Source organism: Streptomyces sp. CY-1 (assembly GCF_047218265.1).
In the GTDB taxonomy this organism is placed as follows: Bacteria; Actinomycetota; Actinomycetes; order Streptomycetales; family Streptomycetaceae; genus Streptomyces; species Streptomyces niphimycinicus.
The window spans coordinates 10,961,875-10,976,792 of record NZ_CP178393.1 but is presented as its reverse complement, the minus strand read 5'-3'; the positions used below and the strand labels follow the sequence as shown (position 1 = coordinate 10,976,792).

Annotated in this window: 10 protein-coding genes; 3 read left to right on the top strand and 7 right to left on the bottom strand. The window is 71.5% G+C overall.

Annotation, left to right across the window (positions count from 1 at the left end):
- Position 1: 1 nt before the first annotated feature.
- Entirely contained in the window at positions 2-1,210 is a 1,209-nt protein-coding gene (locus ACK1X7_RS46000; RefSeq protein WP_413116714.1) for a sensor histidine kinase, read from the bottom strand.
- Positions 1,211-1,471: 261 nt separating this feature from the next.
- Here ACK1X7_RS46000 and ACK1X7_RS45995 point away from each other — a divergent pair, with 261 nt between their 5' ends.
- Both ACK1X7_RS45995 and ACK1X7_RS45990 read left to right on the top strand, forming a co-directional pair.
- Positions 1,472-2,629: an abortive phage infection protein gene (locus ACK1X7_RS45995; protein WP_390792288.1), complete on the top strand. Its 1,158-nt coding sequence runs from the start codon at positions 1,472-1,474 to the stop codon at positions 2,627-2,629.
- Between the two features lie 104 nt (positions 2,630-2,733).
- A complete protein-coding gene (locus ACK1X7_RS45990; protein ID WP_398158834.1) occupies positions 2,734-3,693 on the top strand; it encodes a zinc-binding dehydrogenase in 960 nt (319 codons plus the stop codon).
- 126 nt (positions 3,694-3,819) lie between these two features.
- Here ACK1X7_RS45990 and ACK1X7_RS45985 read toward each other — a convergent pair whose 3' ends face one another.
- From ACK1X7_RS45985 to ACK1X7_RS45960, 6 genes are all read right to left on the bottom strand, one after another.
- Positions 3,820-5,703 (bottom strand): ATP-binding cassette domain-containing protein, encoded by a 1,884-nt coding sequence (locus ACK1X7_RS45985; RefSeq protein ID WP_390792463.1) that lies wholly within the window; start codon positions 5,701-5,703, stop codon positions 3,820-3,822.
- Positions 5,704-5,965: 262 nt separating this feature from the next.
- Positions 5,966-6,994 (bottom strand): aminoglycoside phosphotransferase family protein, encoded by a 1,029-nt coding sequence (locus ACK1X7_RS45980; RefSeq protein WP_413116713.1) that lies wholly within the window; start codon positions 6,992-6,994, stop codon positions 5,966-5,968.
- Positions 6,995-7,161: 167 nt separating this feature from the next.
- Entirely contained in the window at positions 7,162-8,430 is a 1,269-nt protein-coding gene (locus tag ACK1X7_RS45975; RefSeq protein WP_390792286.1) for an alpha-L-fucosidase, read from the bottom strand.
- 4 nt (positions 8,431-8,434) lie between these two features.
- Entirely contained in the window at positions 8,435-11,575 is a 3,141-nt protein-coding gene (locus tag ACK1X7_RS45970; RefSeq protein ID WP_413116712.1) for an alpha-mannosidase, read from the bottom strand.
- An 11-nt stretch (positions 11,576-11,586) separates the two neighbouring features.
- Complete coding sequence (locus ACK1X7_RS45965) at positions 11,587-12,960, bottom strand: 6-phospho-beta-glucosidase (protein WP_390792284.1); 1,374 nt, start codon at positions 12,958-12,960, stop codon at positions 11,587-11,589.
- Positions 12,957-13,706 (bottom strand): DeoR/GlpR family DNA-binding transcription regulator, encoded by a 750-nt coding sequence (locus tag ACK1X7_RS45960; RefSeq protein ID WP_014057528.1) that lies wholly within the window; start codon positions 13,704-13,706, stop codon positions 12,957-12,959. Before ACK1X7_RS45960 ends, ACK1X7_RS45965 begins: the two co-directional genes overlap by 4 nt.
- 135 nt (positions 13,707-13,841) lie before the next feature.
- Here ACK1X7_RS45960 and ACK1X7_RS45955 point away from each other — a divergent pair, with 135 nt between their 5' ends.
- Entirely contained in the window at positions 13,842-14,894 is a 1,053-nt protein-coding gene (locus tag ACK1X7_RS45955; protein WP_385153521.1) for a PfkB family carbohydrate kinase, read from the top strand.
- The last annotated feature ends 24 nt before the right edge of the window (positions 14,895-14,918 follow it).

The window sequence follows — 14,918 nt, the reverse complement described above, 5'->3', positions numbered from 1 at the left end:
GTCACCTCGCGGACCACGGTAGCCGGGCGCGCAGTGTGAAGGTGCCGTCGGCGGCCGTGTGGTCGAGGGTGCCGCCGTCGAGGCGGACGCGTTCGGCGAGCCCGGTCAGCCCGGCGCCGGTGCCCGGGATCGCCTCGTCGGTGCCGGGAGCGGCGGGCAGTTCGTTGCGGACCTCCACGGTGAGGCCGCGGCCCGGAGCACCGGTCAGGCACACGCTGACCGGTGCGCCGGACGCGTGCTTGCGGGCGTTGGTCAGACCTTCCTGGGCCACGCGGTAGACGGTGCGATGCAGTTGCCACCGCAGCTCGTGGACGGCATCGGCGGTCAGCTCGGGGCGGAAGTCCACCGGCTGCCCCGTGGCGCGGGCGTCCGCGACAAGAGAGCCGATGTCCTCGATCCGTGGCAGCAGCGACACCGGCTCACCACCGTCCTCCGCCCGCAGCAGGTGCAGCACCTCATGCAGTTCCTCCACGGCCTCGTGCGCGTTCGCCCGGATCACCTCGGCGCTCTCGGCGACCTCCACGCTGTCGAGCGCGGGTCCGGCACCGGCTTGCGCCTGCCGGGTGCGGTAGGCCAGCGCGCCCGCGTGCACCGAGAGCAGGGAGATGCGGTGCGCCAGCACATCGTGCATCTCACGTGCGATGGCCTGGCGTTCGCCGCGGCGGGCGTCGGCGAGCCGGCGTTCGTGCTCGACCCGGGCCCGCTCGGCGTCCGCACGCAGCCGCTGGAGGAGCAATCGCCGGGAGCGCAGGGCATGGCCACAGGCGAAGGTGGCCAGGAGGTAGGCCAGGCAGAAGACGGCATCGGTCAACAGGTCCGCACCCCGCCCGTACAGCAGCAGGCCGGAGGGCACCATGCACACCACGTACGCACCGAGCGTCAGCAGTGCCTGCCGCCAGCGGAGGCGAAGCGCGAAGTTGGTGACGATCACCGCGCCCGCGGGCAGCGCGCTGGTCGCCAGCGCCACCGTGGGCAGCCCGATCAGGGCCACGGCGAGCGGGAAACGGCGCCGCCACCACAGCGCGAGGCAGGCCACGAGCCCCAGCAGCGGGTCCAGTTCCGCCGCCCGGCCCGACAGCTCGCCCTGTTCCTCCACCACGCCGAGGACGACCATGCCGAGGAAGACGGCCGCGCAGAAGAGCACCGCGTCCACCGCCCAGTCGCGCCAGGTGCGGCCTGCCGGGAGGGCGAGGTCGAGACCGTTGGTCATGAGGTGAGGGTATGCGGGCCGCGAGGGCGGCACATCGGCCTACCGGCCAGACCGCCTTGGCCACTTGGCACAGGCAGGTGGCGCCGACCGTCGCTTCGGGCGGGTCCGTGGTCCGATACGGCCCATCGGGTCGTTCCTTCGGCAATGGCGGCAGGTCTTTCGTCCTAGCGCCTTCTCCCTCTTTGCAGACCATCGGCGAATGGTGCCGACTCCGGTGGCCCCGGCAGGCTGCTGCCATTCGATGAGACGGGAGAGAACGAGATGGGTGCAGCCCAGATCAGCAGGGCGCGGTTGCTGCGGCTCGCGGGGGCGGCCGCAGTCGGTGCGGCGCTTCCCGCGGGGTACGCCGCCGCGGCGGAGTGGCGGAACAGAACACACGCCTCGGCGGATCGGGGGCGGGCGGGGGACGCAAGGCCGGGCGGCGTGCGCTATCGCGGGGTGGTCTACGAAGTAGGGCAGGGCGAGACACCGGCGACGGGATGGAACGCGGCTCGTACCCGGGCCGATCTGCGGTCGATCCGCCGCGAGCTGCACGCCGACACGGTGAAAGTCACCGGCGATGGCGTCGAGCGCCTTACGCGCACGGCGGCCGAGGCGGCCGAGAACGGTCTGCACGTCTGGCTGGAGCCGACCCTGGGCGATGTGCCTGCCCGGGACATCCTCGACCACCTCGCGGAGACCGGGCGGTTCGCGGAACGACTGCGCAGGCAGGGCGTGCGGGTGCATCTGAACGTCGGCTGTGAATTCATGCTGTTCGTTCCCGGAATCGTGCCTGGCGCCACCGCGGTCGAACGGATCGACAACTTGGTCAAGGGCAACTACGACCCGGTGAAAACGGCCGAGCGACTGCGCAGCTTCACCTCACGGGCCGCCGCCGTCGGCCGCTCGGTCTTCCACGGCCCCCTGTCGTATGGAGCCGCGCAGGACGAGGACGTGGACTGGGACTTGTTCGACCTGGTGTGCATCGACTACTACGGCTGGTATCCGAACCGCTCCGGGCACGTCCGGGAGCTGCGCACGTATCAGCGTCATGGCAAGCCGCTCGCGATCACCGAGTTCGGCTCCTGCACCTTCGAGGGTGCACCGCGCCTGGGCGGCATGGCCTGGGACGTCGTCGATTACACCACGACGCCACCGCAGGTGAAGAAGGGACTGGTACGCAGCGAGCACACCCAGGCCGCCTACCTCACCGACGTGTTCGGCGTGTTCGAGTCGATGAACCTGTACGCGGCCATGGCCTATACCTTCCTCACGCCCGACGCCCCACACCGCCGCGAGCCGCGACTCGACCTGGACATGGCCAGCTACAGCCTGGTGAAAGTGATCCGGGACCGCCCGGCGGATCCGAACTCTCCCTGGCACTGGGAGCCCAAGGAATCATTCGCGGCCCTGGCCGACGCGTACGCCCGCGACCGATGACATCTCCGCCGCCCGGCCAAGGCCAACCGCCCGCCCATCAGCGGCATTTGACACAGCGGTAGGCTGCGGCGGCGGTTCGTCTCAGTTGAGCTTGGGAGTAGTCGATGAAGGCATTCCGGTACGTGGCGAAGGGTGCCCCGCTACGGGGTGCCGAACTGCCGGATCCGGTAGCCGGTCCGGGCTGGGTAGTGGTGGACGTCGAGGCAGCCGGGCTGTGCCACTCCGACATCCATGTGATCGACGGCATGATCGAGCCCATCGTCCGACCGCCCTTCACGCTCGGCCACGAGGTCGCGGGCACCGTCTCCGCCCTCGGCGAGGGGGTGGAGGGCCATGCGATAGGCGATCGCGTGGCCGTCGCGATCATCGCGCACCCGAAGGTACAGGCGTCCTACGCGCCGGGCATCGGCCTCGACGGCGGCTATGCCGAACGCCTGGTGGCCCATGCCTCCACACTCGTCCCCCTGCCCGACAACGTCTCCACGGTCCATGCGGCCGTCGCCACGGACTCGGTCGTCACCGCCTACCACGCGGTCCGCACCGAGGCTCGGGCCAAACCGGGCGAGGTGATCGCCGTCGTCGGCCTGGGCGGCCTCGGCCTCAATGGCGTCCGTACGGGAGTGATCGCGGGGGCCACGGTCTACGGCGTGGACATCAACCCGGACACCTTCGAGGCGGCCCGCGCGGCGGGTGCCCGCGAGTGCTTCACCGACGTCACCGCGCTGGCGGACCTGCGGCCCGACGCCATCATCGACTTCGCGGGCGTGGGCTCCACCACGTCCGACGCGATCGATGCCGTACGCCGCCTGGGCCGCGTGGTCGTCGTCGGCCTCGGCACCAAGACCACGACCTTCTCCAACGGCAGCCTCGTCCACAAGAGCGTGGAACTCCGCGGCTCCTATGGCGCCAGCAAGGACGAATACCGCCAGGTCCTCGGCTTCATCGCGGAGGGCCGGATCACCCCGATCGTGGAAGAGATCCCCTTCGCCGACCTCAACGAGGGCCTGGACCGGCTCCGCCACGGCAAGGTGCGGGGCCGCCTGGTCACCCGCCCCGGGGGCTGACCCGATCTGACCGCGTGCGGTTGCGCGCCGCCGCCGCGGACCGGAGCTTTCCGGCGCGGGCCATTCCGTGGCAGAGGCCCGCGCCCCGGCGCGCCGGGTACTCCGGCGCGCCGGGGGTTCCTCAGCTCATCGGTCCTTGGCCAGGGCGACGAGCTCGGCGAACAGGCCCCCCGCGTCGGCCAGTTGCTCGTATCCGCCCTGCTCGATCACGCGTCCCTCGCGCATGACCAGGATGCGGTCGGCCAGGCGGGTGTTCTCGAGCTGGTGCGTGACGACGATGGTCATGCGCTCGGCGGCGATGCGCTTGATCTCCAGGAAGATCTGGTGCTCGCCTCGCGGGTCCATCTGTGAGGTGGGTTCGTCCAGGATGAGCAGGGGTGTGCGCCGGTACAGGGCGCGGCCGCACACCAGCCGTTGCCACTGGCCGCCGGACAGCTCGGCGCCGCCGAAGAGTTCACGTGCCAGGAGGGTGTCGAGCTGCCGGGGAAGTTTCTCGATCGCCTCGCGCATGCCAACGGCGTCGACGGCCTGCCACACGGGTGCGTCGTCGAAGGTTTTCGGCTGTCCCAGGGTGATGTTCTCGCGGGCGCGCAGGGGCCAGCAGGCGAAGTTCTGCGGGACCAGGGCGGTGCGCTTCCACACCGCGTCGGGGTCCGCCTGGGCCAGGTCGGTGCCGTCCCACAGGACGCGGCCCTTGTCGGCGAGCAGGATGCCGGTGATGAGCTTGGCCAGGGTGGACTTTCCCGAGCCGTTCTCCCCCACGATGGCCAGGATCTCGCCGCGGCGCAGGGTGAGCGAGACGCCGTCGACGGCGGGCTCCTCCTTGCCGGGGTACTGGTAGGCCACCTCGTCGAGCCTGATCTCGTCGACGCGTTCCGGGATCGTCAACTCGCCGCGCTGCGGGGCGCGTTCGGCGGCCATGTCGAGGAAGGACCGCATATCGGCGAGGTACAGGGAGGTGTGGAACATCGCCGCGCCGTGGATCACGAACTGCGAGAGGGCGGCCAGCGTGGTCTGGACGGCGACCACCGCGGTGGCCGCGACCGGGAGGGCGACCCGGCCGGTGGTGGCCAGCCACGCGAGGGTGGCCCAGGTGCACAGCAGGAAGAACCCGCCCAGGGTGCTGGTCGCCAGAGCGATGCGCAGCATGCGGGGAGCGGCGGTGAGGACGCGCTGGTCGATGCGGTCGGACAGGGCGCGGTACCAATAGATGAGGTAGCCGGTCATCCCGTTGGCGCGGACCTCGTCGCCGTAGCGGGAGTAGGTGGCCCACCAGCGCATCATGGAGCGCACATTGCGGTCGCCGACGTTGAGGTAGTGGGTCTCGTAGTCGACGCGCGCGGCCAGCACGGCGCCGACGCCGGCCGGGAGCACCGCGAGCAGGAGCAGCGGGAGCATCAGCCAGTGGAGCGCGGTGATGACTCCGCTCGCGGCGATCATGCGGACCAGGGCGGCCATCAACCGCTGGGCGTCCTGCACCATCATCCGGGTGCGGGTGACACCGACCTCGGCGGCCTCGTGCCGGTCGGCGAATCCGTCCTCGCCGTACGCGGAGGCTTCGACGCGGCATACGGCGGAGACCAGCGCGACGTCCGCCTCGGTCATCAGCAGGGGGGTGATACGCCCGTCGGCGTAGGAGGACAGGGCGCCGCTGATTCGGCCAAGGCCCGCGGCGGCGGTCACGACGATCAGGGCGGGCACGGCGGCGTGCAGGCGTTCGGACACGGTGCCGGTGCCGAGGATATGGGTCATGGCCTGCGCGGTGAAGGTGAGGACGATGGCGGCCGCGGCACCGGTGAGGAGCTGGCAGACGAGCAGGAGCACGACGCCGGGTTTGTCGACGGCCCAGGCCATCCGCGCGGTGTGCCCGAGCACGGCGGGCAGGCGCCTGCACATCGCCCGGAAATTGGCCTCGGCCAGCGGGTTCTTGCCGTGCTGGCCTTCGAAGGTGATGGTGGCCGGGGGTGGAGGGGGCGGTGTCTTCGTATGTGCGGTCGAGGCGTCGGTCATCGTCACCTGCATCCCTCCTGGGAATGGGTGCCGCGCCTGGATGGCTCGGCAGTGCACGGCATAACGACGCGGAGAGGGAATCGAACGCGCTCGATTCCGGACGTGCTGGAGCCCTTGAGCCGCAAGGGCCGCGAGCGTGCGGTCGCCGTGCCGCCGCCGCCGTGCGGTACCGGTGGTTGGCCGAAACGCCGATCCCGAGACGCATGTGACGTACGAGGTTTCGGCGCTTCCACCGGACCCGGCCGGGGGTGTCGGCCGGGCTCTACGGTCGCCTTGTCGGGACCGGCCGAAGCGTCGGCCAGCGAGTGAGCATGCGTTGGCGCATACCGGTGGTGAGGCGGCTGAGGCCGCTGAGAGAGGTGTGGCCGGCGGTCAGCTTGCTGACGGCACCGAGCCGGTGGGCGAGCCGTTGCCGGGCTGTCGCCGTGCCCCACGTCCAGTCCCGCTGCGGAATCCGGGCCAGATGGTCATCGCCTTCGCGGTGTGCCCGCTCGACCAGCGCGTCGCCGCGGAGCAGCCAGCCGGTACACGCGTCGGCAAGGCCGTCCTGGATCTGGGTACCGGTCGCGGTGTGCCACGCCGTGCGGTAGGCGCGCTCCGCCCGTTCCAGCAGTGGCTCGGCGGCCGAAGTGACACACCAGCAGGTCGGGAAGCCGATACGGAGATACGCCAGCTCCATCAGACCGCTGCCCAGTGATGCCTGCTCGAAGTCGATGAATCTGATCCCCGTGGCGGTGTGGAGGTCGTTCCCGGGGCAGGGATCCCCGTGGAGAAGGGCATGGCCGGGTGCCTGGTCGAGTCGGTTCACGAGGTCATCGAGTTCGTCGGAAATGCCAGGCGTAACGGGTACTTGGAGCGCCGCGGCCAGCCCGAGGAAGGAGTCGATGTCGGCCCGGTTCGGGCCCTGCCAGCGCGGAAGTCTTCCGGCGTCCTCCGGGCGGGCGGTGGCATGCAGCCGTGCCAGTGCGGCCGCGTAGTCGACGATCCAGTCGGGGGCCGGGCGTTGGTGATCCAGATGCTCCAGCACCAGCACCCGCTCGCCGGAATCGGTGGCAAGCAGCGCGGGCACGATGGGCGTTGCGGCTCGGGCGGCGAGCCGCAGGGCGGCCACCTCGCGGGCGTAGCGCTCGTCGGCGTCGGGGCCGTCGACGATCTGCTTCACCACCGCCGATGTCTCCGGAAACTCAACGCGCCACACACGTGAACGCGGACTGCTGCCCAGCCTGTGAGCGCTCCTGGGTGATCCCAGCTCGGCCCGTAACTCGTCCCCGAACGCCAGTCGTGAACACATGGGCCGATCCTTCCACGCGACCGGAACGAGCGTGTGGCTACGGCGAGCAAGTGGCCGCCCTGCTTCAAGCCGCCGTGTGGAGCAGGCGGCTGAGACGAGGAACGCGACGAGCTCGGCCACTTGCCCGGGAAGCGATGGGTCGGGCCCCGCCCTTCAGGCCCCTCCCTTCAGGACCGGCCGTGCCCCCGGTACAGCTCCAGCTCGGAGTCGAGTTCGACGGCGAGGACGGTGGCGTGGTCGTCGAGGTCGGCGGCCGCGGGCGGGTCGATCCACAGCACGCCGGGGACCTCGTGCAGGCCGCCGATCACCTGGTGGCCGAGTTCGGTGCCGGTGCCGAGGACGGTCACCCGGCGTACGGGGGTCACCAGCCCGCGTACACCGATGGGCGAGCGCGGGATGTCGAAGACCGTCAGATAGAGGGTGCGGCGGTCGGCCGCGAGGGTGCTGGGGCCGTAGTGGTGTCCGGCGGGCAGGCCCGCGACGGTGCCGTACACCGCGTCGGCGTGCCGGGCGATCCAGTCGCCCATCCCTTCGAGGCGTTCGACCTGCTCGTCCGGGATCGTGCCGTCCTCCTTCGGGCCCACGGAGAGCAGCAGATTGCCGCCCGCGCCGATGGTCTCGGTGAAGTAGCGGATGAGCTGGGTCGTCGTCTTGTAGTTGTGGTCGTGGTGCTGGAAGCCCCATGAGTCGTTGAAGGTCAGGCACAGCTCCCAGGGCCCGGGGGGCGGCTCGATCGGCACGCCCTGTTCGGGGGTGGCGTAGTCGCCCTCGCTGAGCATGCGCGCGTTCAGCACGCAGTCCGGGACCTCGGCGCGGATGAGCCGGGCCAGCTCGCGGATCCCCCATTGCTCCTCGGTGCGCTCCCACTCCCCGTCGAACCACAGGAGGTCGGGGCGGAATCGGGTGGTGAGCTCGTGCACCTGGCCGTCGCGGTAGGCGAGATAGCGCGCCCAGGCGTCGAGGTCCTCCGCTTCCTTGGGGACCTCGGCGTACGGGTTGTTCTCCTGCTCGGGCGGGCGGCCCTCGTAGCGGGTGGAGGCGTAGTCGGGGTGGTTCCAGTCGCTGTGCGAGTAGTAGAGGCCGACTTTCAGGCCCTGTTCGCGCAGGGCTTCGGCGTAGGGGGCGATGAGGTCGCGGCCGGCCGGGGTGTGCCGGACCACGTTCAGGTCGCCGAGGGCGGTGTCCCACAGGGCGACGCCGTCGTGGTGGCGGCTGGTCAGCACGGCGTAGCGGGCTCCGGCGCAGGCGAAGAGGGCGGCCCATGCGCGGGGGTCGTACCGCGCCGCGGTGAACCGGCCGAGCTGCGCCATGTATGTCTCGTGCGGGACGTCGCCCTCGAAGAAGGACCAGGACTCCTGTACGCCGTCCACGGCGTAGATGCCCCAGTGGATGAAGATCCCGAACTTCGCGTCGGGGAACCACGGTCGCATGGCCATGGTGTCAGCTCCTCTTCAGCCGCAGGGTCAGGATCTGGAACGGGCGCAGATTCACCGTGACATTGCCGTCCGCATCGGTCCTGGGCGCGTCGTGGACCTCGGTGAGCGGGCGTTCCAGCAGGTCGGTGACGGTGGCGCCGGTGTGGGTGAAGCCGGGGCGCAGCGTGGTGCGGGTACGGCCGCCGAGCGATTCATAGAGCCGCACCACCACATCGCCCGAACGGTCGTCGGCGAGCTTGACCGCCTCGACGACGGCGGCCGGGCCGTCCGTGGTGACCAGCGGGGCCACCGCCGCGCCGGGGTCGGCGACGCGCAGCGGAAGGTTGAGCGCGTAGCCCTCGGCGATCGCGTCCTCGATGGTGGCGCCGGGCAGGAGGGCGTAGGTGAAGCGGTGGATGCCCTGGTCGGCCTCGGGGTCGGGCACTCGCGGGGCGCGCACCAGGCTGAGCCGGACGGTGGTCGTCGTACCGCCGGTGCCCTCACCGCTCTCGTGGGTGGTGCGGGCCACGTCGTGCCCGTAGGTCGAGTCGTTGAGGACCGCCACGCCGTAGCCCGGCTCGGCGACATGCACCCAGCGGTGGCCGTAGACCTCGAAGCGGGCCGCTTCCCAGCTCGTGTTGGTGTGGGTGGGCCGGTGGACATGGCCGAACTGGATCTCGGCGGTCGACCGGTCCGCGTGGATGTCGATGGGGAAGGCGGCCTTGAGGATCTTCTCGGCCTCGTGCCAGTCGATCTCGGTCGCGAAGTCGATACGGCGGCTGCCCGCGCGGACGGTGATGGTCTGGACGATGCGCGAGCGGCCGCACCTGCCGAAGGCGCGCTCCACGCGCAGCGCCCCGAGCAGCGGGCCCTCCTCGGCTACGGTGACCGCGTCGGCGTCGAGCAGATCGGTCCAGCGCTGCCGGTAGTGCTTGTCGATGTCCCAGGCGTCCCAGTAGTTGGGCAGGTCGCTGTGGAGTCGGAGGAGGTTGCCCGCGGCGCCCGGGGCCAGGACCTCACGGCCGGCCACCAGGTCCCGTACCGAGGCCAGTGTGCCGTCCTCGGCGAGCTCGACCCTGACCAGACCGTTGTCCAGGACGCGGCCGCCGGTGACGGTGACGGGCTCGGGGGCCGGGGCCGCGGTCGCGGAGGGGGTCAGCGGGGCGGCGCCGGACGCCGGCACCCGCGCGTAGACCGCGACGGTGCCGTCCGCCAGCGGCTGGCCCTCGGCCGTGCCCGCGGGGGCGGCGACGACCTCGGCGCGCGGGCGGGGGCTGGTGTTGAACACCCGCGCGGCGGATCCGGGCACGGCGGCACCGCCCAGCGCCGCCATCGCCTCCGCCGTGAGTTCCGTCAGCTCGGCCGCCACCCGGGCGTATTCCGCCTCCGCCTCGCGGTGCACCCAGGCGATGGACGAGCCCGGCAGGATGTCGTGGAACTGGTGGAGCAGCACCGTCTTCCACAGCCGGTCGAGCCGCTCGTACGGGTAGGGGCGGTCGGCGTGCAGCGTGGCGGCCGTCGACCACAGCTCCGCCTCGCGCAGCAGATGCTCGCTGCGCCGGTTGCCCTGCTTGGTGCGGGCCTGCGAGGTGTAGGTGGCGCGGTGCAGCTCCAGATAGAGCTCCCCGGTCCACACCGGGGCGTCGGGGTATTCGGCCCGGGCGGCGGCGAAGAAGTCGTCCGGGTGCTCGATGACGACCTTCGCGGAGCCCTCCAGGTTGGCCAGCCGGCGCGCCCGCTCCATCATCTCGCGGGTGGGCCCGCCGCCCCCGTCGCCGTGCCCGAAGGGTGCCAGGGAGCGGGTGCCGCGCCCCTTGTCCTGGTAGTTGCGTACGGCGTGGGCCATCTCCTGGCCGGAGAACTCGGCGTTGTAGGTGTCCACCGGCGGGAAGTGGGTGAAGACCCGGGAGCCGTCGATGCCCTCCCACCAGAAGGTGTGGTGGGGCAGCTTGTTGGTCTGGTTCCAGGAGAGCTTCTGGGTCAGGAACCACTCGTTGCCCGCCAGCTTGGCCAGTTGCGGGAAGCAGGCGTTGTAGCCGAAGGAGTCGGGCAGCCATACGCCCTTGGTCTCGATGCCGAACTCGTCCAGGAAGAAGCGCTTGCCGTGGATGAGCTGGCGGGCCAGGGCCTCGCCGCCGGGCAGGTTGCCGTCGGCCTCCACCCACATGCCGCCGACCGGTGCCCACTGCCCGTTGCGCACGGCCTCGTGGATGCGGTCCCAGACCTGGGGGTAGTGCTCCTTGACCCAGGCGTACTGCTGCGCCTGCGAGCAGGCGAAGATGAACTCCGGGTACTCCTTGGCGAGCGCCGTGACGTTGGAGAAGGTGCGCGATGTCTTGCGCTTGGTCTCGCGTATGGGCCACAGCCAGGCGGAGTCGATATGTGCGTGGCCGACGGCCGAGAGGGTGTGGGCGCTGGCGTTGGCGGGGCGCTCCAGGACACCGCGCAGGGCGTCGCGTACGTCGGTGGCGGTGCCGGAGATGTCGTCCAGGTCCAGCCGGTCCAGGGCGCGGTCGAGGGCGTGGGCGATCTCGTGGCGGCGGGGCTCGTGCTCGCTCAGCTCCAGCATCAGCTCGCGCAGCACGGTGAGGTCCAGGCCCAGGTGCCACACCTGTTCGTCCAGTACGGCCAGGTCGGCGCGGGCGAAGGTGTAGAGGGGGGCGCGGCCCGCCGTGAGCTTGTCGCCGAGCGGGGTGGGGCGGCTGAAGTCGTTTGCGAGGATGTCGGGGTTGGAGGCGGCCTCGATGAGGTACGAGATGTGCTCGCCGCCCTCGGCGGGGTTGGCCACCGGCACGTACTGGTTCTGCGGGTTGACCGCCTTGAGCGGGGCGCCGCCCGGGGTGTGCACCAGTGCCTCGGCCTGGTTGCCGGGCCAGTCGCCGACGAAGCCGAGGTCGAAGACGGCCTCGACGCGCTTGCCCGCCCACGCGGCGGGGACCTCACCGTGCACCTTGAACCAGGTGGTGCCCCAGGGTGGGCCCCAGGGGGTTCCGGTGGTGAAGGGCTCGTACGCGGCCCCTGCCGCCTCGGCGAAGGGCACCGGTTCGTCGGGCGCCTGCCATGCCTCGATCGTGAAGGGCACGGAGGCCGAGTGGGCGGCGGGCTGGATGCGCTGGGTGAGGACGCGCTGGACGCGGTCCTCGATGCGGCGGCGTTCGTCATGCATGGCGAGGGCTCCTACGGGCGGTTCAGGTAGGCGAGGCCGGGGTGTGCCGTGGTGTAGCCGTCGACGAGGCGGCGGGCGACGGCGACCGAGTCGACGAGGGGGTGGAGGGCGAACGCCTTGACGGCGGTGGCGCGCGAGCCGCTGTCGGCGGCGTTCATGACCTCGCGCTCGACGGCCTTGACGGCACACACCAGGCCGGTGGCGTGGCCGGGCAGCGGGTCGACGGAGACGGGGTGCGCGCCGCTCGCGTCCACCAGGCAGGGGACCTCGATGACGGCGTCGTCGTCGAGCGCGCCCAGCGTGGTGCGGTTGCGGACGTTGAGGATGAGGGTGGTGCGCTCGTCGCGGGCGATGGCGCGCATGAGGGCGAGGGCGACCTGTTCGTAGCCACCGGACTCCAGGTCCGACTCGTCGCGCTCACCGGCGCCCGCCGCCTCGCGGTTGGCCGCCATGTAGGTGGCCTCGCGCTCGGCGCGGGTGCGGTCCCAGGTCGCGAGCGCCGGGGCGTGGCCCTGCTCCATCACCTCGTAGAACCGCGCCTGCTGGTCGCGGAGGAAGGCGCCGCGGGTCCGCTCGGCCTCGCGGTAGGCGCGTACCGCCTCCCGGTTGAAGTAGTAGTAGTGCAGGTACTCGTTGGGGATCGCGCCGAGGGAGGCGAGCCACTCGGGGCCGAAGAGCTTGCCCTCCTCGAACGAGCCGAGGGCCTCGGGGTCGGCGAGCAGCCGCGGGAGTTCGTCGCGCCCGGCGACGCGCAGGCCGCGCAGCCAGCCGAGGTGGTTCAGGCCGACGTAGTCGATCCACGCGCGGTCCGGGTCGGCGCCGAGCGCGCGGGCGACGCGGCGGCCGAGGCCCACCGGCGAGTCGCAGATGCCGATGACGCGGTCGCCGAGGTGGCGGGACATGGCCTCGGTGACCAGGCCCGCGGGGTTGGTGAAGTTGATGACCCAGGCGTCGGGGGCCAGCCGGGCGACCCGCCGGGCGATGTCGACGGCGACGGGGACGGTGCGCAGCCCGTAGGCGATGCCGCCCGCGCCCACGGTCTCCTGGCCGAGGACACCGTGGTCCAGGGCGACGCGCTCATCGGCGGCGCGCCCTTCGAGGCCGCCGACGCGGATCGCGGAGAAGACGAAGTCGGCGCCGCGCAGCGCCTCGTCGAGGTCGGTGGTGTGGGAGACCGTCGGCGCTCCCCCGGCATCCGGACGGGCGGTGCCTCCCGGGCTCGCCGCGGCCTGTTCGGCCAGGACCCGGGCGACGGCGCCCAGCCGGCCGGCGTCCAGGTCGTGGAGGGTGACCTGGGTGACACGGCCCGGGGAGCGGTCGGCTAGCAGCGCCCCGTACACGAGCGGCACCCGGAACCCGCCGCCGCCGAGAATGGTCAGCTTCACACCCGCACCACCTTTACTCCTGCCTGCTCGAACACCGAGCACGTGGCCGAGTCCGAGGGGGCGTTGGTCACTACTGCGTCGAGATCCTCGGGGCCGCAGACCTTGGTCATGCCGGTGCCGGGGAACTTGCCCGCGTCGGCGAGCAGCACCACCTGGTCACTGGCCGCGATCATCGCCCGTTTCACCGGGACCTCGATGACCGTGGTGTCCATGATCTGCCCGCTGGGGCGGACGCCGCTGGTCCCCAGGAAGAGCCAGTCGGCGTGGAGCTGGCGGAGGTTGTCCTCGGTGAGGAATCCGACCAGGGAGCGGTATTCGCGCCGGAGCACCCCGCCGAGCAGCACCAGCTCCACGGCGGTGTCATCGGCCAGCTCCTCGAACACCACCAGATTGCTGGTGATCACGGTCAGCCGTCGGCCGTGCAGTTGCCGGGCGAGCCGGTAGGCGGTGGTGCCGATGTCCAGCAGCACGGACTGCCCGTCCTCGATCATGTCCGCGGCCGCCACCGCCAGGGCGTCCTTCTCGGCCACCCGCACCCCGGCGACTTCCGCGAAGGGCTGGTCGCCCTCCTCGACGACCGCGCCGCCGTGGACCCGGGTGAGCAGTCCCTCCTCCTCCAGCTTCAGCAGGTCGCGCCGGACGGTCGCGGCGGAGACCCCGAGCTGTTCGGAGAGGTCGGTCACGGCCGCCGGGCCGCCGGACCGCAGGGCGCGGAGGATCATCTGATGTCGTCGTTCAGCCAGCACGGCGAGCAGCCTACTCGTCAATCTCAATCATTTCTATGCATCTGAGTGCATCCCTCTTGCCATTTTTGCGCAGAGCCCGCACGATCCTCTGCAACGCGCTGCACTTCTGCACACTTTTGACGAGAGGAGGAGCTCGTGGCCGAACCTCCCCCGCCCGGGGAACGGGCTCCCGACGCCGCGGGACCCGATGTCCTGGTGACCGGTCTGCTCTTCTACGACCTCGTGATGACCGGGCTCGGCCGACCGCCGGCACCGGGTGAGGAGATCTGGACCCAGGGCATGGGCTGCGGCCCCGGCGGCATCGCCAATCTCGCGGTGGCCGCCGCCCGCTTCGGCCTCGCCACCTCGCTGGCCACCGTCTTCGGCGACGACTTCTACGGGGCGTACTGCCGCGACATCCTCGCCCGGCAGGAGGGCGTCGACCTCGCGCTCTCGCGCACGGCACCCGGCTGGAACACGCCCGTGACCGTCTCGATCGCCCAGGGACACGACCGTGCACTGATCACGCACGGCCAGGAACCCCCCTATCCGCAGGACGAGTTGCTGGCCGACGCCCCCGGGGCACGGGCGGCCATCGCACACCTCGGCACCGAACCGCAGACGTGGATCGCGAAGGCGGCCGCCACCGGCACCAAGATCTTCGCGGATGTCGGCTGGGACCCCACCGGGGCCTGGTCCGGCGAACTGCTCGACCAGCTCTCCCGCTGCCACGCCTTCCTGCCGGGCGAGGGCGAGGCGATGGGCTACACGCGCACCGACAGCGCGCGGGCCGCCCTCGGCAAGCTCGCCGATATCGTGCCGGTCGCCGTCGTCACCCGCGGCCCGCATGGCGCCCTCGCCGTGGACCAGACGACGGGCGAGGCCGCCGAGGCCGCCGCGCTCGACATCGATGTCGTGGACGCGACCGGAGCCGGGGACGTCTTCGGCGCGAGCTTCACCGCCGCGACCCTCGCCGGCTGGCCGCTCGCCGACCGGCTGCGCTTCGCGGTACTGGCCGCGGGCCTGTCCGTCACCCGGCACGGCGGCGCGCTCGCCGCACCGGGCTGGCACGGCGTCGACCAGTGGTGGCGAACCACCGGCAGCCGCGACCCGGCGCTGCGGAGCGACTACGGATTCCTGGCGGACCGCATCCCCGAGGACCCCGGCCCCGCCCCGCACACCACACCCGTCACCCCCCACACCCTGTAATCGCAGTGCGTACTACCCGAAAGG

Coding starts and splice junctions, on each gene's coding strand:
- ACK1X7_RS45975 (WP_390792286.1), bottom strand. CDS start 8,430: ATGGCCATGCGACCGTGGTTCCCCGACGCGAAGTTCGGGATCTTCATC.
- ACK1X7_RS45980 (WP_413116713.1), bottom strand. CDS start 6,994: ATGTGTTCACGACTGGCGTTCGGGGACGAGTTACGGGCCGAGCTGGGA.
- ACK1X7_RS46000 (WP_413116714.1), bottom strand. CDS start 1,210: ATGACCAACGGTCTCGACCTCGCCCTCCCGGCAGGCCGCACCTGGCGC.
- ACK1X7_RS45995 (WP_390792288.1), top strand. CDS start 1,472: ATGGGTGCAGCCCAGATCAGCAGGGCGCGGTTGCTGCGGCTCGCGGGG.
- ACK1X7_RS45985 (WP_390792463.1), bottom strand. CDS start 5,703: ATGACCGACGCCTCGACCGCACATACGAAGACACCGCCCCCTCCACCC.
- ACK1X7_RS45990 (WP_398158834.1), top strand. CDS start 2,734: ATGAAGGCATTCCGGTACGTGGCGAAGGGTGCCCCGCTACGGGGTGCC.
- ACK1X7_RS45970 (WP_413116712.1), bottom strand. CDS start 11,575: ATGCATGACGAACGCCGCCGCATCGAGGACCGCGTCCAGCGCGTCCTC.